The 25,790-nt window shown below is 71.7% G+C and carries 23 protein-coding genes; 13 read left to right on the top strand and 10 right to left on the bottom strand.

Going from position 1 to position 25,790, the window contains the following annotated elements; genetic code table 11:
* Positions 1 to 157 precede the first annotated feature (157 nt).
* From ACZ7LU_RS00185 to ACZ7LU_RS00150, 8 genes are all read left to right on the top strand, one after another.
* On the top strand, positions 158 to 937 hold the full coding sequence (locus ACZ7LU_RS00185) for an amino acid ABC transporter ATP-binding protein (protein WP_398304982.1): 780 nt from the start codon (positions 158 to 160) through the stop codon (positions 935 to 937).
* Between the two features lie 46 nt (positions 938 to 983).
* Positions 984 to 1,904 (top strand): glutamate ABC transporter substrate-binding protein, encoded by a 921-nt coding sequence (locus ACZ7LU_RS00180; RefSeq protein WP_398304979.1) that lies wholly within the window; start codon positions 984 to 986, stop codon positions 1,902 to 1,904.
* Between the two features lie 95 nt (positions 1,905 to 1,999).
* Positions 2,000 to 2,647, top strand: a complete 648-nt coding sequence (locus tag ACZ7LU_RS00175; protein ID WP_398304976.1) for an amino acid ABC transporter permease — start codon at positions 2,000 to 2,002, stop codon at positions 2,645 to 2,647.
* Positions 2,644 to 3,630, top strand: coding sequence for an amino acid ABC transporter permease (locus tag ACZ7LU_RS00170; RefSeq protein ID WP_471915180.1), 987 nt, complete (start codon positions 2,644 to 2,646; stop codon positions 3,628 to 3,630). Before ACZ7LU_RS00175 ends, ACZ7LU_RS00170 begins: the two co-directional genes overlap by 4 nt.
* Before the next feature lie 211 nt (positions 3,631 to 3,841).
* The gene (locus ACZ7LU_RS00165; RefSeq protein WP_471915179.1) at positions 3,842 to 5,515 is read left to right on the top strand and encodes an FAD-dependent monooxygenase; all 1,674 of its coding nucleotides are present in this window, start codon (positions 3,842 to 3,844) and stop codon (positions 5,513 to 5,515) included.
* An 80-nt stretch (positions 5,516 to 5,595) separates the two neighbouring features.
* Complete coding sequence (locus ACZ7LU_RS00160; RefSeq protein ID WP_468085062.1) at positions 5,596 to 5,763, top strand: putative leader peptide; 168 nt, start codon at positions 5,596 to 5,598, stop codon at positions 5,761 to 5,763.
* Between the two features lie 80 nt (positions 5,764 to 5,843).
* Positions 5,844 to 6,383: a cupin domain-containing protein gene (locus ACZ7LU_RS00155; protein WP_471915178.1), complete on the top strand. Its 540-nt coding sequence runs from the start codon at positions 5,844 to 5,846 to the stop codon at positions 6,381 to 6,383.
* Entirely contained in the window at positions 6,380 to 6,826 is a 447-nt protein-coding gene (locus tag ACZ7LU_RS00150) for a rhodanese-like domain-containing protein (RefSeq protein WP_471915177.1), read from the top strand. The genes ACZ7LU_RS00155 and ACZ7LU_RS00150 overlap by 4 nt, the downstream gene beginning before the upstream one ends.
* A 69-nt stretch (positions 6,827 to 6,895) precedes the next feature.
* Here the strand turns inward: ACZ7LU_RS00150 and ACZ7LU_RS00145 are convergent, their stop codons facing one another.
* The 6 genes from ACZ7LU_RS00145 to ACZ7LU_RS00120 form a co-directional block, all read right to left on the bottom strand.
* Positions 6,896 to 9,481, bottom strand: coding sequence for an FtsX-like permease family protein (locus ACZ7LU_RS00145; protein WP_471916443.1), 2,586 nt, complete (start codon positions 9,479 to 9,481; stop codon positions 6,896 to 6,898).
* On the bottom strand, positions 9,481 to 10,218 hold the full coding sequence (locus ACZ7LU_RS00140; protein ID WP_471915176.1) for an ArsR/SmtB family transcription factor: 738 nt from the start codon (positions 10,216 to 10,218) through the stop codon (positions 9,481 to 9,483). Before ACZ7LU_RS00140 ends, ACZ7LU_RS00145 begins: the two co-directional genes overlap by 1 nt.
* A 144-nt stretch (positions 10,219 to 10,362) precedes the next feature.
* Complete coding sequence (recX, locus tag ACZ7LU_RS00135) at positions 10,363 to 11,094, bottom strand: recombination regulator RecX (RefSeq protein WP_471915175.1); 732 nt, start codon at positions 11,092 to 11,094, stop codon at positions 10,363 to 10,365.
* Positions 11,095 to 11,097: 3 nt separating this feature from the next.
* Positions 11,098 to 12,219 carry a recombinase RecA gene (recA, locus tag ACZ7LU_RS00130; RefSeq protein ID WP_471915174.1) on the bottom strand — a complete coding sequence of 374 codons (1,122 nt, stop codon included), beginning with the start codon at positions 12,217 to 12,219 and terminating at the stop codon, positions 11,098 to 11,100.
* A 328-nt stretch (positions 12,220 to 12,547) separates the two neighbouring features.
* Positions 12,548 to 13,825 (bottom strand): AI-2E family transporter, encoded by a 1,278-nt coding sequence (locus tag ACZ7LU_RS00125; protein WP_471915173.1) that lies wholly within the window; start codon positions 13,823 to 13,825, stop codon positions 12,548 to 12,550.
* Positions 13,826 to 13,929: 104 nt separating this feature from the next.
* Positions 13,930 to 14,124 (bottom strand): DUF3046 domain-containing protein, encoded by a 195-nt coding sequence (locus ACZ7LU_RS00120; protein ID WP_471915172.1) that lies wholly within the window; start codon positions 14,122 to 14,124, stop codon positions 13,930 to 13,932.
* 79 nt (positions 14,125 to 14,203) lie between these two features.
* On the opposite strand from ACZ7LU_RS00120, the gene ACZ7LU_RS00115 reads away from it, so the two are divergent.
* Together ACZ7LU_RS00115 and ACZ7LU_RS00110 are read left to right on the top strand one after the other, a co-directional pair.
* Entirely contained in the window at positions 14,204 to 15,166 is a 963-nt protein-coding gene (locus tag ACZ7LU_RS00115; RefSeq protein WP_471915171.1) for a hypothetical protein, read from the top strand.
* Between the two features lie 121 nt (positions 15,167 to 15,287).
* Entirely contained in the window at positions 15,288 to 16,646 is a 1,359-nt protein-coding gene (locus ACZ7LU_RS00110) for an MFS transporter (RefSeq protein ID WP_471915170.1), read from the top strand.
* Between the two features lie 18 nt (positions 16,647 to 16,664).
* On the opposite strand, the gene ACZ7LU_RS00105 is transcribed toward ACZ7LU_RS00110, so the two are convergent.
* The 3 genes from ACZ7LU_RS00105 to ACZ7LU_RS00095 form a co-directional block, all read right to left on the bottom strand.
* Positions 16,665 to 16,973, bottom strand: a complete 309-nt coding sequence (locus ACZ7LU_RS00105; RefSeq protein WP_471915169.1) for an AzlD domain-containing protein — start codon at positions 16,971 to 16,973, stop codon at positions 16,665 to 16,667.
* A complete protein-coding gene (locus tag ACZ7LU_RS00100; protein ID WP_471915168.1) occupies positions 16,970 to 17,701 on the bottom strand; it encodes an AzlC family ABC transporter permease in 732 nt (243 codons plus the stop codon). Before ACZ7LU_RS00100 ends, ACZ7LU_RS00105 begins: the two co-directional genes overlap by 4 nt.
* Positions 17,702 to 17,775: 74 nt before the next feature.
* The gene (locus ACZ7LU_RS00095) at positions 17,776 to 18,777 is read right to left on the bottom strand and encodes an AraC family transcriptional regulator (RefSeq protein WP_471915167.1); all 1,002 of its coding nucleotides are present in this window, start codon (positions 18,775 to 18,777) and stop codon (positions 17,776 to 17,778) included.
* 79 nt (positions 18,778 to 18,856) lie between these two features.
* Here ACZ7LU_RS00095 and ACZ7LU_RS00090 point away from each other — a divergent pair, with 79 nt between their 5' ends.
* The 3 genes from ACZ7LU_RS00090 (at position 18,857) to ACZ7LU_RS00080 (ending at position 25,399) form a co-directional block, all read left to right on the top strand.
* Positions 18,857 to 23,542 carry an ATP-dependent helicase gene (locus ACZ7LU_RS00090; protein WP_471915166.1) on the top strand — a complete coding sequence of 1,562 codons (4,686 nt, stop codon included), beginning with the start codon at positions 18,857 to 18,859 and terminating at the stop codon, positions 23,540 to 23,542.
* A gap of 168 nt (positions 23,543 to 23,710) precedes the next feature.
* Positions 23,711 to 24,511 (top strand): DNA-formamidopyrimidine glycosylase family protein, encoded by an 801-nt coding sequence (locus tag ACZ7LU_RS00085; protein ID WP_471915165.1) that lies wholly within the window; start codon positions 23,711 to 23,713, stop codon positions 24,509 to 24,511.
* A 75-nt stretch (positions 24,512 to 24,586) separates the two neighbouring features.
* The gene (locus tag ACZ7LU_RS00080; protein WP_471915164.1) at positions 24,587 to 25,399 is read left to right on the top strand and encodes an SDR family NAD(P)-dependent oxidoreductase; all 813 of its coding nucleotides are present in this window, start codon (positions 24,587 to 24,589) and stop codon (positions 25,397 to 25,399) included.
* On the opposite strand, the gene ACZ7LU_RS00075 is transcribed toward ACZ7LU_RS00080, so the two are convergent.
* Positions 25,347 to 25,673, bottom strand: coding sequence for a hypothetical protein (locus ACZ7LU_RS00075; protein WP_471915163.1), 327 nt, complete (start codon positions 25,671 to 25,673; stop codon positions 25,347 to 25,349). The genes ACZ7LU_RS00080 and ACZ7LU_RS00075 overlap by 53 nt on opposite strands.
* Positions 25,674 to 25,790: the final 117 nt, after the last annotated feature.

The following is a 25,790-nucleotide window of genomic DNA, read 5'->3' as shown; positions in this document are numbered from 1 at the left end:
TTCCGTTACCCACCCGGTACGCACGCCGTGGACCGTCTTCACACGGTGTGTCCGGTTGCGGCCGGATCGTTATGCTCAATTTCCCCTCAGATGTAATGACGCTGGTCGCACTGGGTTATTACTGTCCTCCCAACCGAGGAGGATGGAGCAACAAGCCGTGACCGAAGTATCGGTGACCAAGGACGCCATACCGCCTGGGGCGGACGACCTTGTCGTGCTGAAGAACGTCAACAAGCACTTCGGCGCTCTGCACGTCCTCCAGGACATCGACCTGACCATCGCCCGCGGTGAGGTCGTCGTCGTGATCGGCCCCTCGGGGTCCGGCAAGTCGACTCTGTGCCGCGCCATCAACCGCCTGGAGACGATCGATTCGGGAGACATCTCGATCGACGGCAAGCCGCTGCCCCAGGAGGGCAAGGAGCTGGCCAGGCTCCGCGCGGACGTGGGCATGGTCTTCCAGTCCTTCAACCTTTTCGCGCACAAGACCGTGCTCGAGAACGTGACGCTGGGCCAGACCAAGGTGCGCAAGATCGGCAAGGCCGAGGCGGAGAAGAAGGCGCGCGGTCTGCTGGACCGCGTGGGCGTCGCCTCCCAGGCCGACAAGTACCCCGCGCAGCTCTCCGGCGGTCAGCAGCAACGCGTCGCCATTGCGCGCGCGTTGGCGATGGACCCCAAGGTGATGCTCTTCGACGAGCCGACATCGGCGCTCGACCCGGAGATGATCAACGAGGTCCTCGAGGTGATGCAGCAGCTCGCCCGGGAGGGGATGACGATGGTCGTCGTCACCCACGAGATGGGTTTCGCCCGCTCCGCGGCCAACCGCGTCGTCTTCATGGCGGACGGCCGGATCGTCGAAGAGGCCGTGCCCGACCAGTTCTTCAACAACCCGCGCAGCGACCGGGCCAAGGACTTCCTGTCGAAGATCCTTAAGCACTGAGGCTCCCACGCCGTCTCAACACCAGTCGAAACAGAGGATGTTCCCCATGAAGCTCCGCAAGTCCGCTGCCGCCGTGGCAGCCGTCGCTGCCATCGCGCTGACCGCCACCGCCTGCGGCGGCAAGGAGGGCTCGGCCGGCGACAAGCCGGAAGGCCCGAACGGCAAGGACACGAAGGCCCTCAGCTACACGGTCAAGAAGGACGCTTCGGTCGACTCGTCCGTGTTCAAGGCCGCCAAGGAGCGCGGCAAGCTCATCGTGGGCGCCAAGGCCGACCAGCCGTACCTGGGCTTCCAGGACCAGTCGACCAAGGAGTACTCCGGCTTCGACATCGAGATCGCCAAGATGATCGCGGCCGATCTCGGCTTCTCGGCGAAGCAGATCGAGTGGAAGACGATCGACTCCGGCGCGCGTGAGACCGCCGTCTCCAAGGGCGACGTCGATCTGATGATCGGCACGTACACGATGAACGACGAGCGCAAGAAGCAGATCGACTTCGCCGGCCCGTACTACCACGCCGGTGCCTCCCTCCTCGTCCGCAAGGATGAGAAGGACATCAAGGGCCCCGAGACCGTCCGCGGCAAGAAGGTCTGCTCGATCGTCGGCTCCACGCCGCTGCAGAACATCAAGAAGCCGAAGTACGGCGCCAAGGTCACCGAGCTGTCCAAGTACTCCGAGTGCGTGGCCCAGATGCTCAACAACCAGGTCGACGCCGTCACCACCGACGACGCCATCCTGATGGGCTACGCCGCGCAGAACCCCGGCAAGCTCAAGGTCGTCGGCAAGCCCTTCTCCGACGAGCCGTACGGCGTCGGCCTGAAGAAGGGCGACAAGGCGCTGCAGAAGGCCGTCGCGGACGCCATCAAGGCGCACCAGGAGAACGGCGACTACAAGAAGGCGTTCGACGCCACCATCGGCAAGTCCGGCTCCGAGTACAAGGACCCGCCGGCCTTCACCGACCCCAAGTGACACCCCGCGCCCCGCTTCGTACGGTCTGACGGGCCGTGCGGGGCGGGGCGTGTTGTGAGCACATCGCCGTCCGACCGCCCTCTCGCGGAGAATTCATGAACGTACTGACCGACAACCTGTCGCTGTTCCGCGAGGGGTTCATCGGCACCGTGGAGCTGACCGTGGTCAGCGGCGTCATAGCCATGGTGCTCGGCGTGATCATCGCTGCCTTCCGGGTCTCCCCGGTCCCGCCGCTGCGCGTCTTCGGCACCCTGTGGGTGAACATCCTCCGGAACACCCCGCTGACGTTGCTGTTCCTGGTGGCCTTCTTCATCCTGCCGAAGATCCTTTTCCCGGACATGGACTCCTTCGCCCTCGGCGTCACGGCGCTGGGCTTCTACACGTCGTCCTTCGTGGCCGAGGCGCTGCGCTCCGGCATCAACACCGTGCCCATGGGCCAGGCCGAGGCGGCCCGTGCGATCGGCATGAGCTTCACCCAGGTCATGCGGGTCGTGGTGCTCCCGCAGGCCACCCGCGCGGTCATCGCCCCGATGGGTTCGATCTTCATCGCGCTGACGAAGAACTCCGCGATCGCGGGTGGCTTCGACAACGTCGACCTGTTCAACGTCACCAAGACCCTCAGCAATGACGGTTACGACATCACGATGATCTTCGTGTGGGTCACGGTCGCCTACCTGATCATCACGTATGCCATCAATGGCGCCTTCCGGCTGCTGGAGCACCGAATGGAGGTCGCCCGATGAGCGCCAGCGTTCTCTTCGACGCACCGGGCCCCAAGGCCAAGTTCCGCAACAGGATCTACTCCGTCGTCGGCACCGTGGCAGTACTCGGCCTCATCGCCTGGGTGGTGCTGCGGCTCAACGAGAAGGGCGAGTTCGACGGCGCCCTGTGGGACATCTTCAACTACTCGGGCATCCGCGAGAACATCTTCGACGCGCTGCTGGCGACACTGAAGGCCTTCGCCCTCGCCGGTGTCCTGTCGCTGGCGTTCGCGGTCGTGCTGTGTGTCGGCAGGCTCTCCGACCACCGCCCGATCCGCTGGTTGTCGGTCATCTTCATCGACCTGTTCCGGTCGATCCCGCTGCTGATCACGATCTTCGCCCTCTGGGTCGGCATCCTCGGCGACATGACCCCGCTGTGGGCGCTCGTCCTGGGTCTGACGATCTACAACGGCTGCGTCCAGGCGGAGGTGCTGCGCGCGGGCATCAACGCCGTGCCCAAGGGCCAGAAGGAAGCGGCCTACGCTCTGGGTCTGAGCAAGACCCAGGTGATGACCACCATCCTGTTCCCGCAGGCCGTGCGGTCGATGCTGCCGACGATCATCAGCCAGCTCGTGGTGACCCTCAAGGACACCTCGCTCGGCTTCATGATCCTCTACCCCGAGCTGCTGTACTCGGCCCGGCTGATCGCCAACAACACGCCGGTGAACGGCAACTACCCCTACGTCCAGACGGTCACCGTCTTCGGTGTCATCTACATCTCCCTCTGCCTCGCGCTCTCCTCGCTCGCCACCTGGATCGAGAAGCGCGGGCGCCGCACCAAGACGGGCATCGTGGTGGCCGCGGCCGCCGAGCCCGCGGAGGCTCCCGGCGTGCTCGACGCGGCCACGCCGCTCGGCCCGTCGGTCGCCGCGGAGCCCGCCCCGGCCGCTCCGTCTGCGCCCGCCGACGCCGGCGCAGACGGGCCCGAGGGCGATCCCAAGGGCCCCGTTGGAAAGTCCAACTGACGCTCTGTAGGTACAGTTGTGGGGGACGGTGATGGAACCGTCCCCCACACGCGTTGTCGGGTGAACACCGGTGCCATCGTCACTTGACGCAAGCACCGGCAATGGGTTGCATACGTTCTGTGATCGTGCACCGGGCTCCAACTGCCAGTTTCTGTACGTACGTCCAGCGCTTCCGGGCAGTCCGGGCCCGGCGGGCCGGAGGGTGTGCGCCGTGGACCCGGTGATCGTCGTCGGCGCGGGCCCCGTCGGGCTCGCCCTCGCTCTCGCTCTCGCCCGCCAGTCGGTGCCCACCGTCGTCCTGGACGAGGGTCCGGGCAAGGACGAGCAGCGGCTCGCGCGGACCGTCGTGCTCCGTGAGGACACGGCGGCGTTCGTGGAACGCCTCGCGGGTCACCCGTTCGGCGACACGGAGTCGGGCGCACGCTGGTCCGGCTGGCGCTCCGTGCGGCGCAAGCAGTTGATGCGGGAGCTGGAGTTCGACGACGAGGCCCCCGCTCCGCTGCACCTGCCGCAGCACGTCCTGACGGGCGCCCTGCGCGACGCCATCGCCGACGAACCGCTCGTCAAGGTCGCGGTCGAGAACAAACTCGACTCCCTGGAACAGGACGCCGGCGGGCTGACCGCGCACACACGCGGGCCGAAGGGCACGTGGTGGCGGGGCAGTTACCTGGTGGGCTGCGACGGATCCCGCTCCACCGTGCGCAAGCTCCTCGACGTCCGCTTCCCGGGGCGTACGGCCGTCGAGCGACACGCCGTGGCCGCGCTGCGCACGGAACTTCCTTGGCCGGGTCAGGCGTTGTTGCACCGGATGCCTCCGTGGCGCCACGGGGGCGCCGAGGTGACCGGCCGCCCCCTCGCCGACGGAGTGTGGCGGATCGACTGGCTGCTTCCGCCCCGCGGTGACCTCGTGACGCCCGACGCCCTCGTCGTGCGCATCCGGGAGACCCTCGCGGGCTGGTGCGGGGGCTCGACACCGCCGTACGAACTGCTCGACACGGGCGTGCACACCGTCCACCACCGGCTCGCCCGACGGTGGCGGGTCGGCCGCGCCTTCCTCGCCGGGGACGCCGCGCACCTGCTCGGCGCGCTCGGCAGCCAGGGGCTCGACGAAGGCCTGCGGGACGCCGACAACCTCGCGTGGAAACTGGCGCTCTCCTGGCATCACGGCGCCCGCGAATCCCTGCTCGACAGCTATCAGGTCGAGCGGCGGGCCGGCGTGGCCGCGCGGCTGCGCGCCGCCGACCAGTCGCTGCCCGCGCTGCGCGGCGGCAAGGGCCTGCGCTCGTACGTCCCCGGCTCCGCGCGCGGGCACGACACGCTCCTCACGGACGGCCACGTGGGGCGCGGCCCGCTCGGAGCTCCCCCGTCGTACGCCGAATCGCCTCTGGCGGCCGCTCCGTCCGAGTCCGTCACGGTGGTCGGGACGGAGCCCGGGGCGCCGGTCGCCGATGTGCCGGTGACGGCACCGGACGGCTCTTTCGTACAGCTCCGGGACCGGCTCGGGACGGGTCACCTGCTCGTCGTCCTCGTCGCGCCCGGCACCGTGGTGTGGGAACGGCGGCACTGGGTGACTGCCGGGATCATGCCGCGGCTCGCCGCGGCCGTCACGGCGCTGCCCCACCCCGCCGAGCTGCTCGTCGCGGAAAGCTACCCCGGGGCCGCCGCCCACTCGGTTCTGCTCGTACGGCCCGACGGCCATCTGGTCACCGCCCTCTCCGGAGTGCGGCCCGCCGAGCTGTACGCCGCGGCCGAGGCGGCGCTGGGCGGGCCGGTGACGCCGGGGGCCGGGGACGCGGGCGAGGGTGGGGCCGGGGTCGGGGCTGGGCCGAAGGGGGCAGACCGAGCGGACAAGGCGCAGCGCGCGGCGGGGGCCACGCGGCCTTAGGCGGTGGGTGCGAGCCACGGCGTGGGCGGGCGCCACGGCGTGGGCGGGCGCCACGGCGTGGGCGGGCGCCACGGCGTGAGATGGGAGCCGCCACGTGGGTCGCCGGCTCGCATGCTGAGCCAGGGTTGACCGGTCTCCGACCCCGTGGTCTACTCCGGATCGTGACCGACACCGATGTGCGCCTGTGGCGGAGGGTCCACATGGACCTCGTCCGCTACGCAGGCTGCGTGTGTCACCCGTCCTGCTGAACTCGCATCTCTCCCTCGCGCGCTGAGCCCCGTTCCGGGCTGTCTCGCGCGCGCTTCCGCGAATCTCCAGGACGGTACCCGTGTCTGTTGCCCCTTCCTCCCCCGCGCCCTCGACCGCACGTTCCTCGGCGCCCACCGCCGCCGATCTCCTCGACTTCGTCCGCCGCACCGCGTCCGACCCCGAGCTCGTCGCCTCCCTGCCGCTCGACCCCGAGGGCCGGACCTGGGTGCGACTGCAGGGGCCCGGCGGCAGTGAGGCCTGGCTGATCGGCTGGCCGCCCGGCACCGGGACCGGATGGCACGACCACGCGGAGTCGGTCGGCGCCTTCCTCACCGCGACGGGCACCCTCAAGGAGAACTCGCTCGCCGCCCGTCTGCCCACGGACGGGTGGAAGACCCTGGAGCTCTCCGACGACGTCGACCGCGAACGCGAACTGACGGCCGGCCAGGGCCGCGCCTTCGGCCGCAACCACGTGCACGAGGTGCTGAACGAGTCCAGCACCGAACACGCCGTCTCCGTACACGCCTACTACCCGCCGCTGCCACGGATCCGCCGCTACAGCCGCACCGGTGACGTGCTCCGCCTGGAGTCCGTGGAGCGCCCGGAGGACTGGCAGTGAGTGACCGAGAGCGAAGCGACGGAGAGCGAAGCGGTTGGCAGCCGGTCACTGAAGGGCCTGTCTCCATCGACGAGTTGCTGGAGCGCGTCCGCCTCGGCCTCGATCGACTCTCTCCGGAGAAGGCGTACGAGACCGCCGAGAGCGGAGGGCTGCTGGTCGACATCCGCTATGCGGCGCTGCGGGAGCGCGACGGGCTGATCCCCGGAGCGCTCGTCGTCGAACGCAACGAACTGGAGTGGCGCCTCGACCCGCAGGGCAGCCATCGCGCCCCGGAGGCCACCGGTCACGACCTGCGCGTCGTCGTGGTCTGCAACGAGGGGTACGCGTCCAGCCTCGCGGCCGCCTCCTTGCGGCAGTTGGGGCTGCGCCACGCCACCGATCTCGTCGGCGGCTTCCAGGTGTGGCGGGCGGCCGGGCTGCCGGTGGTGGCCGCCGGAGCGTGAGCACGCGCACGTGAGCGCCCCCTTTTCCTCAACTTTTCCATAAGAGGGGGCACCCTTCGCGTACAGGCTCTACTCCTTGGCCGTCGCCACCGTGACAGGCAGAGGCCTCAGGGCGACGCGGCCCGGCAGGGTGGTCGCGGCGAGGGCGAGCAGCCCGGCGACGGCCACTACGGAGACGTACACCAAGGGGACGACCGTCGGTGCCGCGCTGCCGGTCATGCCCACGCTGAACGCCGTCAGGACGGCGAGCGCCACCCCGCTGCCCAGCGCGACGCCGATGAGCAGGACCGACAGCGTCTCGGCGCGCAGCATCCGCAGGACCTGGCGGCGCGTGGCACCCGCGAGACGCAGCATCGCGAACTCGCGCACGCGCTCGGAGACGGACATGGCGAGGGTGTTGACGACAGCTATGGCGGTGAAGGCCAGCACCAGACCCATCGCGAGGAGGTTCACCTCGGCATTGGCCTGTCGGCTCTCGGCCTGGAGGCCATCCACGGCCGCCGGGGAGAGAACGCGTACGCCGGGGAACTTCTGGACGCCTGCCGCGAGTTGTTCCTGCGTACGGTCGCTCTTGACGAGGACCGTGCCGGCGAGCGGGTTGTCCACGTGGCGGGCGACCAGGTCGTGCGCCATGGTCAGGTCGCCGAATCCGAGGCCGCGTGCGTACACGGCGCGGACGGTGAGTTCCGCCTTCGTGCCGTCCCCGAGGGTGAACTTGAGCGTGCTGCCCGGCTTCAGGCCGAGCCGGTCCGCGGCGAGTTCGCTGACGGCGACGGCGTCCTCGTCGAAGTCCTCGAGCGAACCGGCGGTGACGTCCGGGTCCCAGGTCCGGGTGAGGCCCTCGGGGGTGACGCCCTGCGCGGGGTACTTGTCGAGCCCGACGCGGACCGTCGTGCGGACGATCTCGGTGGCGGCCTCGACGCCCTCAGTCGTACGCAGCTTCCGTGCGGCCTCCGCCGAGACGCCGGGACCTTGCGCGGCCAGTACCCAGTTCGCGCGGACGCCTTCGCGGGCCTGGGCGCGGGCGGCGTCGTCAAGGGTGGGCTGGACGAAGAGCACCGTGCAGGTCATGCCGGTGAGCAGGGCGAGCGGAGTGACGACGGCCGCCATCCTGGCCGCGTTGCCGCGCAGGTTGGCGTGGGCGAGCCTGCCGCCGGGACCGGTCAGCCGGAGAGGGCCCCGCAGAAGTGCCGCAGCCGCCCGGACCACGAGCGGCCCCAGGAGCGCGATGGCACAGGCGAAGACCACCACGGCCAGGAAGGTGACGGGAGTCGATGCCGCCTCGGTGTGCAGCACGTTCAGCACGGCGACCAGGACGACCCCTCCGGCGAGAAGCACCAGACCCGCGACGACGCGGCCCCAGGCGGGCCCACGCCGCTCTACCCGCGCCTCGGCGAGAGCTTGAGCAGGGCGGATCCCGGCGATCCTGCGCCCCGCGACGCGGGCGGCGGCCCAGGCGCCCAGCAGGGTGGCAGCCACCGCCACGAGAGGCGGGAAGGCGCTGACGGCGCGTTCGAGGGTGGCGGGCACGGCGCCCGATTCCACGAACTGGCCGTGCAGCCAACCGCCGAGCGGGAGTCCGGCGAGCGCGCCGATGGTCCCCGCGACCGCGCCGACGATCAACGCCTCACGGCCGAGCAGCCTGCGGATCTGCCTCGGGGTCGCGGCGATGGCGCGCAGCAGGGCGAGTTCGCGGTGGCGCTGTTGGACGGAGAGGGCGAAGGTGCCGACGACCACGAGGACGGCGACCAGGAGAGAGGTGCCGCCCATGGCGCCGCCCATGCTGACGAGCTTGACGCGCGCTCCCGCCGCATCGAGGAACTCCACTGGCCCACGGTCATCCCCCGCGCTGACCTGCGCCGTCGTCCCGTCGAGGGCGAGTTCGACCGCCTCTTTCAGGTCGGCGACGGCGGTGCCCTCATCCGGTACGACACCGAAGGCGGTCACCTTTCCGGGGTGTGCGGCGAGCCGCTCGGCCTCCCCGGAGGAGAAGAAGAGCGAGGTCTGGTGCGCCAGGGCGCCGGTCTCGGGGGTGGCGGGCGTTGCGGGCCCGGCGGGCGGTGCGGGTGCGGCGACCCCGGTGATGCGGTAGTCGCGCGGGCTCTGCGTCGACTGGACGGTGAGATGGTCACCCGGCTTCAGCCCCGCGCGTTCGGCGAGGTCGCGATCGACGACCAGATCGTGGGCCGCGCGCGGGGCCCTTCCGTCGACGATGCGGAAGGGGGTGAGCACGGCGGACTCCCAGGCATGCCCGTACGAGGGTTTGCCGGCACCGCTCGCGCCGCCGTCGGGTGTCAACGGTTGTGCAAGGAAGGTGAGTTCGGGCACGACGGAAGCGGCACCCGGGACCCTTTTGAGCCGGTCCTCGATGTCGTCGGCCGGCAGCCAGGCCCTCTCGGCGATCGGTTTCGCCTTGTGCTTGACCTTCGTCTTGCCCTTCTTGTGCTTGACCGTGGTCTGGTGGACGTTCTGGTCCGCGGAGACGATCACGGGTGTCGCGGCGTAGCGCTCGGTCTTGATCGTGCCGCGCAGGCCGGTCTCCAGGAGGGTTCCGCAGGCCGTGATGAGGGCCGCGGCGCACATCAGCGCGAGGAAGGCGCCGAGGAATCCGCCTTTGCGGTCCCTGACCGTCTGCAGTGCGTAGCGCAGCATCATCATGAGGAGGTCTCCGGCTCGGGGAAGGCCTTCGGTGCGGGGAAGGCGAGGAAGCGCGTGAGGACGGTGCGGGCGTCTGCCGGGGTGTCCGCGTCGGGTCGCTTGTAGCGGTTGAGCAGCGCGATGTACTCCTCGAAGAACGCGTGGAGTTCGGGGAGGGTCAGCCGGATCGTGCCGCGCGAGTAGGGCAACGCGTCGGCCCACTCGCCGGGTTCAGCGGCGTTCGACCGGCGTTCTTCCTGGCTCCGCTCCCGCTGCAGTCTCGCGAAGAGTTCCAGGTCGGCGGCGTACGAGAGGTGGTTGAGCTCGTCCATGACGAGCCGCACCTCGGGGCTCTGCCGACTGCGCGGCGGAAAGCGCCGGTCACCCGGGACGGCCCGCCACCAGCGCTCACGTCCGTGCCGCCCACCTCCGTCCCGCTCGCCTTCGCGCCCCGAGCCGCGGGTCTCCTCGACGAAGCCGTAACGGGCGAGCTCGCGCAGGTGATAGCTGGTCGCCCCCGTGTTGAGGCCCAGGGCGCGGGCGAGCGTCGCGGAGGTGGCCGGGCCGTGCACGGTGAGGTGCTGCAGCATCTGCTGCCGCCGCGGCTGCGCGAGCGCTTTGAGGACGCGCAGGTCACTCAGCTCTTCCGCGACCGGGACCGAGGCGTCGGCATGCGACGGCTGCGCCTCGGCATGGGGCGGGGCGTCGGGTCGCGCGGTGCGTGCCGCGTCGTTCGTGCCGGGTTCCTGTGCCATGCGTACACAGTCGTCTGTGCACAGGTCGCTGTGCACTGCGGTGGCCCGGCGTCTCCGCAGGGGGGTTAACCCCACCCTGCGGAGCGCGGGTTGGGATACTTGGATCGCTCTGGTTGCCGCCCCACCCCCGTGGGGGCGGCCCGCTCAGAACGCCCCGTACCCCAAGTCCTCGGTGTCATCGCCCTCTTCCTCGAGCGCCTGCCGCACCACCCTGAGGGCCATGCCCTCGCCGTACCCCTTGCGGGCGAGCATGCCCGCGAGGCGGCGCAGGCGCTTGTCCCGATCGAGGCCTCGCGTGGAGCGGAGCTTGCGGGCGACGAGCTCGCGTGCGGTCGCCTCCTCCTGCTCCGAGTCGAGCTGCCCCACAGCCTCGTCGATCAGCGTGGACTCCACGCCCTTGGTGCGCAGCTCCCGCGCGAGCGCACGGCGGGCCAGGCCCCTGCCGTGGTGCCGGGACTCCACCCAGGCGTCCGCGAAGGCGCTGTCGTTGATCAGTCCGACCTCTTCGAAGCGGGAGAGCACCTCTTCCGCCACGTCATCGGGGATCTCCCGCTTGCGCAACGCGTCGGCGAGCTGCTTGCGCGTGCGCGGCGTACCGGTGAGCAGGCGCAGGCAGATGGCCCGCGCCCGCTCAGCCGGGTCCCCCGTCGGCGGCTCCCCCTTCTCGGCCCTCGACGAGGAAGGGGAACCGCTGTCCTGTTGGCCGTCGAACCCGCCGCGCCGCCGTCGGCGCCCACGGCTCCGGCCGTCTCCGTCCTGGTGGCCGCCGTCCCGGCCTGTGCCGTCCTGATCCACACCGTCCCCGTGGCCCCGCCCGGCGGGGCCGGTGCGGCTTTCGGGGGCGGTGTGGTCCGCCCAGTCGGTTCGTCGCGTCACGGACTAGCTCTTGGCCGCCGCGGCCTTGGACTTGGTCGTCTTGACCGCCGGCGCGGGCACCGTCTTGGCGTCGTCGGCCGGGGCCGCGCCTGCCGCGTCCGGGGCCGGCTCGGCGACCGGGGCCTCGGGCTTCACGCCCACGCCCAGCTTCTCCTTGATCTTCCTCTCGATCTCGTTGGCGAGGTCGGGGTTGTCCTTCAGGAAGTTGCGGGCGTTCTCCTTGCCCTGGCCGAGCTGGTCGCCCTCGTACGTGTACCAGGCGCCTGCCTTGCGGACGAAGCCGTGCTCGACGCCCATGTCGATCAGGCCGCCCTCGCGGCTGATGCCCTGGCCGTAGAGGATGTCGAACTCGGCCTGCTTGAAGGGCGGCGCGACCTTGTTCTTGACGACCTTGACGCGGGTGCGGTTGCCCACCGCGTCCGTGCCGTCCTTCAGGGTCTCGATGCGGCGGATGTCCATGCGCACCGAGGCGTAGAACTTCAGCGCCCGGCCACCGGTCGTGGTCTCCGGGGAGCCGAACATCACACCGATCTTCTCGCGGAGCTGGTTGATGAAGATCGCGGTGGTCTTCGACTGGTTGAGCGCACTGGTGATCTTCCGGAGCGCCTGGCTCATCAGGCGGGCCTGAAGACCCACGTGCGAGTCGCCCATCTCGCCCTCGATCTCCGCGCGCGGCACCAGGGCGGCGACGGAGTCGATCACGATGAGGTCGAGGGCGCCGGAGCGGACCAGCATGTCGACGATCTCGAGGGCCTGCTCGCCGTTGTCCGGCTGGGACAGGATGAGGTTGTCGATGTCGACGCCGAGCTTCTTCGCGTACTCGGGGTCGAGGGCGTGCTCGGCGTCCACGAAGGCCACCGCGCCGCCCGCCCGCTGGGCATTGGCCACGGCGTGCAGGGTGAGGGTCGTCTTGCCGGAGGACTCCGGGCCGTACACCTCCACCACGCGGCCGCGCGGGATGCCGCCGACGCCGAGCGCGACGTCGAGCGCGGTCGACCCGGTGGGGATGACCTCGATGGGCTCATTCGGCCGCTCGCCCATGCGCATCACTGCGCCCTTGCCGAATTGCCGTTCAATCTGTGCGAGCGCGGCGTCGAGCGCCTTCTCGCGGTCGGTTCCTGCCATGGGTTCCACCCGATTTGCTTGAGTCGATCGCTTCACGTCAAAGACGCTAACGCCTGCCACTGACAATCCGCCCCGACGCCCGTCCAGCCTGTGGATAACTCACGGCGATCCCTCGTCGTTCCTTCGCCGAAATCCTCCGGAGCGTGCCGGGGTTCCCCCCGCTGGTTCCCCCGCTCACCTTGCAGAATCACCGCCCGGCCACCCCATGAGAATGGATGTTCGAATTTAGTGTCAAGCGTGGCACGCCGCTCGGGCGCACAGCGGTGCGGTGGCCGAAGCCGGGGCCGAAGCCCGGGCCGCAGCCCCCGTCCGCGACATCCCCCGACCGCTACCGGCGCCCGTCCCGCTTCGGCTCCGCGCTGTCCGACTCCGGCGGCGCCTCCGGCCTGTTCGGCCCCCGCAGGGCGCCCCGCATGCGCGCGAGGAGAGGTGCTCCCACCTGACGCCGGTGCCCGTGGACCCGGGGGTCGTCCGTGACGTCGTACCTCTTCACGTACGCCCCGAGGAAGGCCTGCAGCGTCGCGACGGCGGGGATGGCGATGAGCGCCCCGACCGCGCCGAGGAGCGCCGTGCCCGCGATGACCGAGCCGAACGCGACCGCGGGGTGGATGTCGACGCTCTTGGCGGTGAGCTTGGGCTGCAGCACGTAGTTCTCGAACTGCTGGTAGACGACTACGAAGATCAGCACCCAGAGCGCGTACCAGGGGTCGACCGTGAAAGCGATCAGCATCGGCAGGGCGCCCGCCAGATACGTGCCGATGGTGGGGATGAACTGCGACACGAGGCCCACCCACACGGCGAGCACGGGGGCGTAGGGGACGTCCAGCACCTGGAGCAGGATGTAGTGCGCGATGCCGGAGATCAGCGCCATCAGGCCGCGCGAGTAGAGGTAGCCGCCGGTCTTGTCGACCGCGATCTCCCAGGCCCGCAGCACCTCGGCCTGCTTGGCGGGCGGCAGGACCGAGCACAGCGCGCGCCGCAGCCTCGGCCCGTCCGCCGCGAAGTAGAACGAGAACAGCAGGATCGTCAGGAGCTGGAAGAGGCCGCCGAGGACCTGCGCGGAGACGTCCAGGACGCCGCTGGCGCTGTTCTGCACGTACTTCTGGAGCCAGTCGGAGTGGACCAGGCTGTCCTGGACCTCGACGCGGGAGAGGTCCGTGTGGAAGGTCTGGTTGGCCCAGCTGATGACCTTGTCGAGGTAGTCGGGGAAGTCCTCGACCATGTCGACGATCTGGCCCGCGAGCATCGACCCCATCAGCGTGACGAAGCCGGCGCTCGCGATCACGACGCTCAGGAAGACGAGGAAGGTGGCGAAGCCCCTGCGCAGCCCGCGCGCCGCCATCCAGCTGACCGCCGGCTCGACCGCGAGCGCCAGGAAGAACGCGATCAGAACGTTGATCAACAGTCCGGTCAGCTGGTGGAACGCCCAACTGCCCAACTGGAAGCACGCGATGAGCGCGAGGGCGAGGACCATGGCGCGCGGCAGCCAGCGCGGCATGCGGGCGCCGTGCCCTGCCTCGGCCCCGGCGGGGGGCTGTGCGGGCGGCGTCGTGCCGGGCGGAACGGTGTCCTGGGTGACCTGCGCGGTCTCTTCTGTCGGTGCCACGGAGCAAGTCTCACTCACGCCGCGGGCAATCGGCCGCCACCCTCACATCTTGGGACGGCGCCACGCGCGCGTGGCGCCCTCCGGCGGCGGTGAACCGCCCGTGGTCAGCGCTTGTCGGCCGGTACGTCCATCGCCGCGCACACCGCACGCCAGACGTCCTTCGCCTCCCAGCCCGCGTCCAACGCCTCGTTGACCGTACGGCCGCCCAGTTTCGTCATCACGTGATCGCGCGCGAAGGAGTCGGCGTACGCCGCACCGAAGTGAGCCGCCATCCGCTGCCAGAAGACCGTCAACCGCATGCCTCCAGTATCGCGCCCCTGAGAGTGCAGCCGGGCACAGGGGGCTTGCCGGAAACGTTTTCCGCCCTACCGTCGGAGCATGGCCGAAACCGGAGCATCCCCCGACGCAGTGCCCTCCCCCGGCGCGCTCTCCCCGCTGGCCCGCGCCGAGCACTTCGTCTGGCTCACCGCACGCGTCCTCGAGCAGCGACGGTTCGCGTACCACTTCCTCGACGGCGCGGGCGGCGACGCGGCCGCGGACGCGGTCGAGACCGCTCTGACCTCGTACGCCACCGGTGACGGCGGGTACGGCTACGCGCTCGAACCGGATCTGCGCGGCCCCGTCAGTCAGCCGCTGCACACGGGGCACGCACTGCGCGTGCTGGACTCGATCCGCCGCTGCGGCGGGCAGCGGGTGGAGCGCGTGTGCCGCTATCTGACCTCGGTGTCGACTCCGGAGGGCGCCCTTCCCGCGATCCATCCCAGCCAGCGCGGCTACCCCTCGGCGCCGTTCGTGCCGGTCGTGGACAACCCGCCCGGCGAGGTGCTCGCCACCGGACCCGTGGTGGGCCTGCTGCACCGCAACGAGGTGTGGCACGCCTGGCTCTTCCGGGCCACGGACTTCTGCTGGGCGGCCGTCGAATCGCTGGAGAAGTCGCATCCGTACGAGATCCAGGCGGCCGTCGCCTTCCTGGACGGCGTTCCCGACCGTTCACGCGCGCGTGCCGCCGCCGACCGCCTCGGCCGCCTCGTGCGGCAGCAGCGGCTCGCGGCGCTGGACCCCGACGACCTGGACGCGTATCCGGTGGCGCCCGGTTACGCGCCGGGCGAGCACCACTTCCCGCACGACTACGCGAAGGTCCCCGAGTCGCTCGCGCGCGCGTGGTTCACCGACGCGGAGATGGACCGCTCACTCGACTTCCTGGCCCGGGAACAGCAGGCGGACGGCGGCTGGCCCGTGCGCTGGCGCCAGTGGGCACCGGGCACGGCCCTGGAGTCACGCCCGATCGTCACCATCGAGGCACTGCGCACGCTCCAGGCATACGGGCGGCCCATCACCTGACGGGGACGGCCCTCCCCTCCCGCTCCGCCGGCACTCCTTCCGCTCTCTCCGTACGAACACTGGTCGATTCTTTTCGTACGAACGCTGGTCGATCCGGCTCCGGAGCCCGACACTCGTGCCTGTGCATCCGCCAGAGCCGCACAGCACCCCCGAAAGGTCGCCGCTGGTGAGCGGGGCCTGGCGCACCACGTGGTTGTTGCTGGCCTTCATGGTGGTCAACTTCGCCGACAAGGCGGTCCTCGGGCTCGCGGGGCCGGAGATCCGCGCGGACTTCGACCTCACCCGGCAGGAGTTCGGCGCGGCACAGTCGGCGTTCTTCGCACTCTTCTCCGTAGCGGCCCTCGGGGTCTCCCTGCTGACCCGGCGCGTACGGACGACCCCGCTGCTCCTGGTGCTCGTGCTGCTCTGGTCGGCCGCTCAGCTGCCGATGGTGTGGGGCGCTGCGGGGTTCGGCACGCTGGTGGCCACGCGGGTGCTCCTGGGCGCGGCCGAGGGCCCTTCCGCACCGGTGGCCATCCACCACGTCCACGGCTGGTTCCCGCAGCGTGAGCGGGCCCTCCCCACCGCGGTCCTGCTGTTCGGCGCGGCGGCCGGAGTCGCCGTGGCCGCGCCCGTGCTGAGTTGGGTGATCACCCACTGGGGCTGGCGCTGGTCGTTCGGAGTGGTGGGGCTCGTCGGTCTCGTCTGGGCCGTGGCCTGGCAGATCTGGGGCACCGAGGGGCCGCTCGCCCCACAGGTCGGAAGGGCTGCGGAGAGCAGCAGGGCCGCGGAGAACAGCACGGGCGGCGGCGACGCACCCGCGTCGGACAGCGTCCCCTTGCGTGCCGTTCTGCTGTCGGGCACCTTCATGATGGCGGCCTTCGGCGCCTTCGCCGCGTACTGGCTGATGAGCACCCTGCTGACGTGGACACCGGACTACTTGGAGAGCGTCGTCGGCTGGGACCTCGACCGAGCGGGCACGCTGGTAGGTGTCGGGGCCCTCGCCAACGGCGTGGTGCTGCTCGTCCACGGCCTGATCTCACAACGCTCCGCCCGGCGGGAGCCGACCGGCCGGCGACTGCCGGTGGGAGCAGGCGCCGGACTGCTCATGGTGGTTTCGGGCTGCGCTGTCGCGGTGTTCGGACTGCTCGACTCCATGTGGTGCAAGGTGCCTCTGCTGCTGGGCCCCATCACCCTGGCCATGGTCACGGTGGCCATGACGGCGTGCGCCCGCATCGCCCCACCCGCCCAACGGGGCGTCGTCCTGGGCGTACTGACCTTCGTGTACGCGCTCGGCGGCATCCTGTCCCCGCTGGTTCTCGGCGGCGTGGTGGATCAGGCGGCGACGGTGTCCGTGGGCTATGAGCGGGGCTGGCTGCTGACTTCGGGGCTGCTGTTGGCGGCAGGCGCCCTGGCGGCGCTGTTCTGTCGTCCGGAAGCGACCGCGAAACGGCTCGGGGTTTCCGAGGTCCCGTCGGCGCGGGTGCCGCTCGTCCCCTGAACCGACGTGTCACCCGCGTCAGCCCATGAGCGCCCGAAGTCCCGCCGTGACGACGACGGCCGTCGCGATGACGACAAGGAACGGCGCGCGCAGCAGCAACGCCAAGGCCGCTGCGGCGAGCCCTGCCGCCTTGGCGTCCAGGACGGGTGCCTGTCCCTCGGCAAAGGTCTGCTGGGCCGTGAGAGCCGCGAGCAGGGCCACCGGGAGCAGCGCTGCCATCCGTCGGACGAGCGGTCGCTCCAACACGCCCGCGGGCACCAGCAGCCCGGCGAGCTTGACGAGGTAGCAGCTGACGATGGTCGCTCCGATGGCGATCCAGACGTTCATCGGTCCTCCCTCCGCGCGTCGTGGCGGGCCCGTCGGCCCTCTACGTAGAGGACGATCGGCACGGCGAGAGCAGCAACCAGGACAGGCACGCCCGCGGGCAGTACCGGCAGCAGGCCCAGCCCGAGAATCACGGCGCCGCACGCGGCGGCACGCTCCGTAGAGGTACGCAGCATCGGTGCGAGCAGCGCGAGGAAGACCGCGGGACCGGCCGCGTCGAGCCCCCACGCGTCGGTGTCGCCGATCGCCTCGGCACCCAGCGCGCCGAGCAGCGTGGTGAGGTTCCAGAGCGCGTAGAGGCTGAGCCCGGTGACGGTGAAGCCGATGCGGGCGCTGCGCCGCGTGGGCTGGGCCAGGGAGACGGCCGCGGTCTCGTCGATGACCCAGTGCGCGGCGAACGGCCGGACCGCGCGGGGCAGGGCGAGCAGTTGCGAGAGGCGCAGCCCGTAGAACGCGTTGCGCACTCCGAGGAAGAAGGCGCCCGCGGCGGCCGTGAACGGGTTCCCGCCGCCGGCGAGCGCCCCCACCAGGGCGAACTGCGACGCACCGGTGAACACAAAAAGACTCAGCGCGCAGGTCTGGAGCAGGGTGAGGCCGCTGCCCGCAGAGGTCACTCCGAAGGCGAAGCCGGAGAGTCCGACGGCGACCCCGACGCCGAGCGCGTCACGGACGACGGCTGCGTCGGGCTTCTCCAGGGGTGCCCCCTGTTCCTCCGGAAGTGCACCCCGCATCTCTGGAAGTGCGCCGCGCTCCTCCGGAGGGCTGAGCTGTTCCTGTGCGCGTATGCATGCGCTGTCTGACGCATCTAGGCCCGCGGAGGGCGTCTGTTCTGCCACGCCCCGGACGTTATGAGCGGCCCCACTACCGGGTCTTGTACGTTCTTGCGCTCGCGCTGATACGCCCCTGGGGGCACCCCCACGATCCGGGTGAAGTGCCGGTTGAGGTGCGGCTGGTCGGTGAAGCCCACGGCGACGGCCGCGTCGGCGGGCGCCGTGCCCGCGTCGAGAAGGTGCCGGGCCCGGCGCACCCGCGCGTCGGTGAGCCAGGCGTGCGGCGGCATGCCGTACGTGTCCCGGAACGCGCGCAGCAGAGCGAAGGGGCTGGTGCCGAGGTCGGTGGCGAGCCGCTCCAGACTCGGCGGATCCGCGAGGCTGTCCTCCAGGACGGCACGCGCGCGTGCCGCCGTCCTCGCACCCGCCGTGCGCACGGTGCGCTGCGGCAGGGGCCCGCCGTTGAGGCGCAGCAGCCGGGTCACCGCCACCCGCAACAGCGTGTCGGCAGCGAGTGCGTTGCCGTCCTCCGCCGCGCGCAGCACGCGGTGCACGAGCGCCACGGAGTACGGGTCGGAGAGCACCGGGCGGACGAATCCGGGCGCCCCCCGAAGGGTCGTGGTCTCCGCCGCGATGGCGGCGACCACCTCCGGCGCGGGGTAGACAGCCCCGTAGCGCCAGCCGTCGGGCGCGCCGGCCCGGCCCGTGTGCGGGGTGTCGGGGTTGATCAGGGCGAGGGTTCCCGGGCCGGCGTGCCGGTCGGCCCCGCTGTGCCGGAAGACGTCGACGCCCTCGGCGATCCCGGCGATGACGAAGTGCTCGTGGGTGTGCCGCACGAACGTCCTGCGGATGTAGTGCGCCCGCAGGAGGTCGACGCCCGGCAGCTCCGCGTACCGCCAATGCCGCGCCTGCTCCGCCGAACCCCTCTCGGCCCCATGCCGCGCCTGCCCCGCCGAGCCTGCCCCCTCCCCACTCCGCGCCTGCTCCACCGAACCCGCCCCGCCCCCACCCCGCGCCTGCCCCGCCGCACCCGCCATGCACCCATTCTGCGACGGGCACGCAACCTCTTCTCCGCAGGTCGGCGCCGATGTCAGTGGCGGGGTGCACGATGGGGGCATGGTCAGCTCCGCGTCCAGTGCGCCCGGCGCCCCCAGCGCCCTAGCCGGATTCTCCCCCGCGACCCGCGGTTGGTTCACGGGGGCCTTCTCCGCGCCCACCTCCGCGCAGGCCGGGGCGTGGCACGCCATCTCCGAGGGTTCCGACGTGCTGGTCGTCGCGCCCACGGGCTCCGGGAAGACCCTGGCCGCGTTCCTCGCCGCGCTCGACCAGCTGACCTCGACACCGCCGCCCGCCGACCCGAAGAAGCGCTGCCGGGTGCTGTACGTGTCACCGCTGAAGGCCCTCGCGGTCGACGTGGAGCGCAATCTGCGCAGCCCCCTGACCGGCATCCGCCAGGAGTCGGTGCGGCTCGGCCTGCCCGAGCCCGAGGTGCGGGTCGGCATCCGCTCGGGTGACACCCCGCCCGCCGAGCGCCGGGCCCTGTCGACCCGCCCGCCGGACATCCTGATCACCACGCCCGAGTCGCTCTTCCTGATGCTCACGTCGGCCGCGCGGGACGCGCTGACCGGCATCGAGACAGTGATCCTCGACGAGGTGCACGCGGTCGCGGGCACCAAGCGCGGCGCCCATCTCGCCCTGTCCCTGGAGCGGCTCGACGAGGTGCTTCCGAAGCCCGCGCGCCGCATCGGCCTGTCGGCGACGGTGCGCCCGGTCGACGAGGTAGCGCGCTATCTGTCCCCCAAGCGCAAGGTCGAGATCGTCCAGCCGCCGTCCGGCAAGGAGTTCGACCTCTCGGTGGTCGTTCCTGTGGAGGATCTGGGGGAGCTGGGCGGGTCCCCGGCAAGTGACTCCAAGGACGGCGCGGGGGCCGAGGCGGAGCGCCCGTCGATCTGGCCGCATGTCGAGGAGCGCATCACCGACCTCGTGCAGGCCCATCGCTCGACGATCGTGTTCGCCAACTCCCGCCGCCTGGCCGAGCGCCTCTGCAACCGGCTCAACGAGATCGCGTACGAGAGAGCGACCGGCGAGGCACTCCCCGAAGACCACTCTCCGGCGGAGCTGATGGCCGAGTCGGGTGCCGCCAAGGGCGCCCCGCCGCTCCTGGCCCGCGCCCACCACGGCTCCGTCTCCAAGGAGCAGCGCGCACAGGTCGAGGAGGACCTGAAGGCGGGCAGGCTGCCGGCCGTCGTCGCCACGTCCAGCCTGGAGCTGGGCATCGACATGGGTGCGGTCGACCTGGTCGTGCAGGTCGAGTCGCCGCCGTCGGTGGCCTCCGGGCTGCAGCGCGTGGGCCGGGCGGGACACCAAGTGGGCGCTGTCTCCACGGGAGTCGTCTTCCCGAAGTACCGCGGAGACCTGGTCCAGGCCGCCGTCGTCACGGAGCGGATGCGCACCGGCTCCATCGAGTCCCTCCGCATCCCGGCCAACCCGCTGGACGTGCTGGCCCAGCAGCTGGTGGCGATGGTCGCGCTCGACACCTGGCAGGTCGACGACCTGCTGGCGGTGGTCCGCCGGGCGGCGTCCTTCGCCTCGCTTCCGGAGTCCGCGTTCACGGCGGTCCTGGACATGCTCGCGGGGCGCTATCCCTCCGACGCGTTCGCCGAATTGCGTCCGCGCGTGGTCTGGGACCGCGTCGCGGGCACGGTCACCGGGCGGCCGGGGGCGCAGCGCCTGGCGGTCACCTCCGGAGGCACCATCCCCGACCGGGGCCTCTTCGGAGTCTTCCTCGCGGGCGCCGACCCCAAGAAGGGCGGCGGCCGGGTCGGAGAGCTCGACGAGGAGATGGTGTACGAGTCCCGGGTGGGCGACGTCTTCACGCTCGGCACGAGTTCCTGGCGCATCGAGGACATCACGCGCGACCGGGTGCTCGTCTCCCCCGCCCCCGGCGTCCCGGGTCGCCTCCCCTTCTGGAAGGGCGACCAGCTGGGCCGCCCGCTGGAATTGGGCCGCGCTCTGGGCGCGTTCCTCCGAGAGGTCGGCGCGCTCTCCCGCGAGGACGCGCGCGGGCGGCTCCTCGCCACGGGCCTGGACTCCTGGGCGGCGGACAACGTCCTGGCGTACCTCGCGGAGCAGCGCGAGGCCTGCGGGCACATCCCGGACGACCGCACGATCGTCGTCGAGCGGTTCCGCGACGAGCTGGGCGACTGGCGGGTCGTCGTGCACTCCCCCTTCGGAGCCCAGGTGCATGCCCCGTGGGCCCTCGCCCTCGGCGCCCGCCTCACCGAGCGGTACGGCATGGACGCACAGGTCATGCACGCCGACGACGGCATCGTGCTGCGGCTGCCCGACGCCGACCTGATGGGTTTCGACCTGCTCGACCAGGAGCCCACCGCGCCCCCTGTGGAGTACGACGCGGAGAAGGCCCCGGTCAGCGCCGGCGACGTGATCTTCGACAAGGGCGAGGTCAATCAGATCGTCACCGACCAGGTGGGCGGCTCGGCACTGTTCGCCTCGCGCTTCCGCGAATGCGCTGCCCGGGCGCTGCTGCTGCCGCGCCGCAGCCCCGGCAAGCGCACCCCGCTGTGGCAGCAGCGCCAGCGCGCCGCCCAGCTTCTGGAGGTCGCCAGCGAGTACGGCTCGTTCCCCATCGTCCTCGAAGCGGTCAGGGAGTGCCTCCAGGACGTCTTCGACGTACCGGGACTGACGGAGCTGATGGGCGACATCGAGTCCCGCAGCGTCCGCCTCGTCGAGGTGACCACGCCCGAGCCCTCCCCCTTCGCCCGCTCCCTCCTGTTCGGGTACGTCGCCCAGTTCCTGTACGAGGGCGACTCCCCCCTCGCCGAGCGGCGCGCGGCGGCACTCTCCCTGGACTCCCGGCTGCTCGCGGAGCTGCTCGGCCAGGCGGAGCTGCGCGAGTTGCTCGACGCGGACGTCCTGACGGAGCTGGAGCAGGAGCTTCAGTGGCGTACCGAAGACCGCCGCGTCAAGGACCCCGAAGGCGTCGCCGACCTGCTGCGGCTCCTCGGGCCGCTCACCGGGGACGAGTTGGCCGAGCGCGGCGCCGAGCCGGGCTGGGCCGAGGAGCTCGCGGCCGCCCGCCGCGCGATCCGGGTCCGCATCGCCGGCGCGGACCACTGGGCGGCGATCGAGGACGCGGGCCGGCTGCGCGACGCCCTCGGCACGGCGTTGCCCGTAGGCGTCCCCGAGGCGTTCACCGAGCCCGTCAAGGACCCTCTCGGCGACCTCCTCGCCCGCTTCGCGCGGACGCACGGCCCGTTCACGTCCGCCACCGCCGCCGCCCGCTTCGGCCTGGGAGCGGCGGTCACGGAGGGCGCCCTGCAACGCCTCGCGGCGAACGGCCGCGTGGTGCAGGGGGAGTTCCACCCGGCGGGCATCGGCCAGGAGTGGTGCGACGCCGCGGTACTGCGCCGACTGCGCCGCCGCTCCCTGGCCGCCCTGCGGCACGAGCTGGAGCCGGTGCCGCCGGCCGCGCTCGCCCAGTTCCTGCCCCAGTGGCAGAACCTGAGCGGACACGGCCTGCGCGGCATCGACGGCCTGGCACGCGCCGTCGAACAGCTCCAGGGCGCCACCGTCCCCGCCTCCGCGCTCGAGAAGCTCGTGCTCCCCTCGCGCGTCTCGGGCTACCACCCGGCCATGCTCGACGAACTGACCGCGGCCGGCGAGGTCATCTGGGCCGGCGCGGGCTCCCTGCCGGGCAAAGACGGCTGGGTCTCCCTCTACCTGGCCGACACCGCGCCCCTGCTCCTGCCTCCCCCACACCCCTTGGAGCTCACCGCCCTGCACCAGTCGGTCCTGGACACCCTCTCCGGGGGATACGGCCTCTTCTTCCGCCAGATCGCCGACCAGGTCCGCGCCACCACCCACCCGGACGCCCTGGATCCACAGCTGGCCGACGCCATCTGGGAGCTGGCCTGGTCGGGCCTCCTCACGAACGACACACTCGGCCCGATGCGCTCCCTCCTCGGCTCCGGCCGCACCGCGGGAGCCACGGCCCACCGCGCCAAGCGCAGCACCCCGCGCGGGCGCTACGGAAGCCTCACCGCGGCCGCCCGCACCGCCTCCCGCACCGGCCCTCCCACCGTCGCGGGCCGCTGGTCGCTGCTCCCCTCCCGCGAGCCCGACCCGACCCTGCGCGCCCACGCCCTGGCCCGCGCCCTCCTGGACCGGCACGGCGTGGTGACCCGCGGCGCGGTGGCGGCCGAAGGGGTCGAGGGCGGCTTCTCGGCGACGTACCGCGTCCTGTCGGCCTTCGAGGACAGCGGGCAGGCGCGCCGCGGTTACGTCGTCGAGGGCCTCGGCGCAGCACAGTTCGCGATGGACGGCGCGGTGGACCGCCTGCGCGCCACGGCGAACGCCCGGGATCGTACGGACGGTTCACGCCCCTCCGACGCCCAGGCCGCCGTCGTCCTGGCCGCCGCGGACCCTGCCAACGCGTACGGGGCCGCCCTGCCCTGGCCCGAGCCACCGAACGGCGCGAGTCACAAACCCGGCCGCAAGGCGGGCTCCCTCGTCATCCTCGTCGACGGCGAGCTGACGCTCTACATGGAGCGCGGCGGCAAGACACTGCTAGCCTGGCCCGCCGCTCCGGAGAGCCCGGTCGCCGACGACCCCAGGCTGCACGCCGCCGCCGAAGCACTGGCCGCGGCCGCCCGAGCGGGTTCCCTCGGCACGGTCACCGTGGAGCGGGTGAACGGCTCCGCCGCCCTGACGTCCCCCTTCGCCCCTCTCCTGGAAGGAGCCGGCTTCCACGCCACCCCGCGCGGCCTCCGCCTGCGCGCGTGACGACGCACATCACGAGCGCACCCGCGCGGGCACCCTCACCCGCACCCAGGCGGGCACCCTCACCCGCACCCACGCACGCACCGGCACCCGCGCGGGCACCGTCACCCGCACTCGCGCCCCGGCACCCGAGCCCCGGCACTCGCGCCCCCTCCATGCCACCCTGGACCCATGCCCGAAGGTGACACCATCCACCAGGCGGCCCGGCGCCTGGACTCCGCCCTCGCCGGGCACATCCTCACGCGCTCCGACCTCCGCGTGCCCAAGCTCGCGACGGTCGACCTCACCGGGCGCACCGTCCTGGACGTCACCCCGCGCGGAAAGCACCTCCTCACCCGCATCGAGGGCGGCCTCACCCTGCACTCGCACCTCCGGATGGACGGCTCCTGGCGGCTGTTCGCCCCCGGTGAGCGGTGGCGCGGCGGCCCCGGGCACCAGATCCGGGCGATCCTCGGCACCGCCGAGCGCACCGCCGTCGGCTACCGCCTGCCCGTCCTCGAACTGCTCCGCACCACCGACGAGGACAAGGCCGTCGGCCACCTGGGCCCCGACCTCCTCGGCCCCGACTGGGACCCGGAGCGCGCCCTGAGCAACCTCCTGGCCGCGCCTGAGCGCCCTCTCGGCGAGGCCCTTCTGGACCAGCGCAATCTCGCGGGCATCGGAAACGTCTTCAAGAGCGAGATCTGCTTCATCCTGGGCGTCACCCCGTGGCTCCCGATCGGCGAGCTACCCGAGGAAAAGGCCGCCCGACTCCCCGCCCTCTCCAAGAAGCTCCTGGAAGCCAATCGCGACCGGCCCTCCCGCACCACCACGGGCCGCGACGTCAACGGCCAGCGCCTCTTCGTGTACGGGCGCGCGCCCCGTCCCTGCATGCGCTGCGGCAACCCGATCCGCGTCGGCGAGCAGGGCGACGGCTCCCGCAGCCGCCCCACCTACTGGTGCCCCACCTGCCAGCGGGGCCCGACCCAGTAACCCTCCCGACAACCCCGCCCCCACACCCACACCGCCCAGTTGACGCACCGTCAGAAATAGCCGTACCGTCCCGCCATGCCCGTCAAGGCGTACGACCTCACCGGACGCACCGCTTTCGTCACCGGCGCCGCCAGCGGCATCGGACGCGCGACGGCCCTGCTCCTCGCGGAGGCGGGCGCCACCGTCCACTGCGCCGACCGGGACGAGCAGGGCCTCCACGAGACCGCCACCCGCATCAAGACGGCAGGCGGCACCGCACACACCCACCCCTTGGACGTGGCCGACAGAACACAGGTCGAACAGGCCATCACGGCAGCGGCAACGACCTCCACAGCCACACCGGCCGACACAGCCGCCCCCCAGACCCCCCGCCTCGACATCCTCGCCGCCATCGCCGGGGTCATGCACAACAGCACGGTCCTGGAGACCCGCGACGAGGACCTCGACCGCGTCCTGGACATCAACTTCAAGGGCGTCCTGTACGCCTGCCGGGCCGCGGCCCGCGTCATGATCGAGGCAGGATCCGGCGGCAGCATCGTCACCATGGCCTCGGGCGCCGTCGACACCGGCGGCCCCGGCCTCCTCTGCTACGGCGCGTCCAAAGCGGCCGTCGTCCAGCTCACCAAGACCCTGGCCACGGAGGTCGGCCCGCACGGCATCCGCGTCAACGCCGTCGCGCCAGGCTGGATCCGTACACCGATGACTGCCCGGCACGGCACAGAGGCCCAGCGCCACACCGAGGGACTCATGGAGCGCATGTCACCCCTCGGCCGCGTCGGCGAACCGGACGACATCGCTCACGCCGTGCTGCACCTGGCGTCCGACGCCGCGTCCTTCACGACGGGCCAGATCCTCCGCCCCAACGGCGGCGTCGCCATGCCTTGGTAACGCCGGCACGCGTCCTCGTGCCACAGGGCCACCGCCGCCCTCCGTCCGACGTCCCGGCGGCCACGGAGGGAACCTGCCGCCTGCCACCATGCCTGGCCGCCGCCACCTCGCCCTCGGCGCGCGCCTTCGGCACACAGTGCACGGGCAGCACGCTCAATCCCCATCCGCCGGCCGCGACCGCCCCCTCCAGCACCCCGGCATCGGGCGCGAAGGCCAATCTCAGCACGCCCCACCACCACAACGCGCCGAGCGCCAGGACAGACACCCATCGCACAGCCCGCCATGTCACGGTCCTCCCGCTCACGGCTGCCACAGATGCCACCTCCCGCCCAACGCGAGGTCGACGCTAAACGCAGGGGTTCACTCCCCGGGAGGGCGTACTCGCGGCGCC

It is taken from the genome of Streptomyces sp. NPDC039462 (genome assembly GCF_055639375.1).
This window is presented reverse-complemented; position numbering and strand designations above follow the sequence as displayed.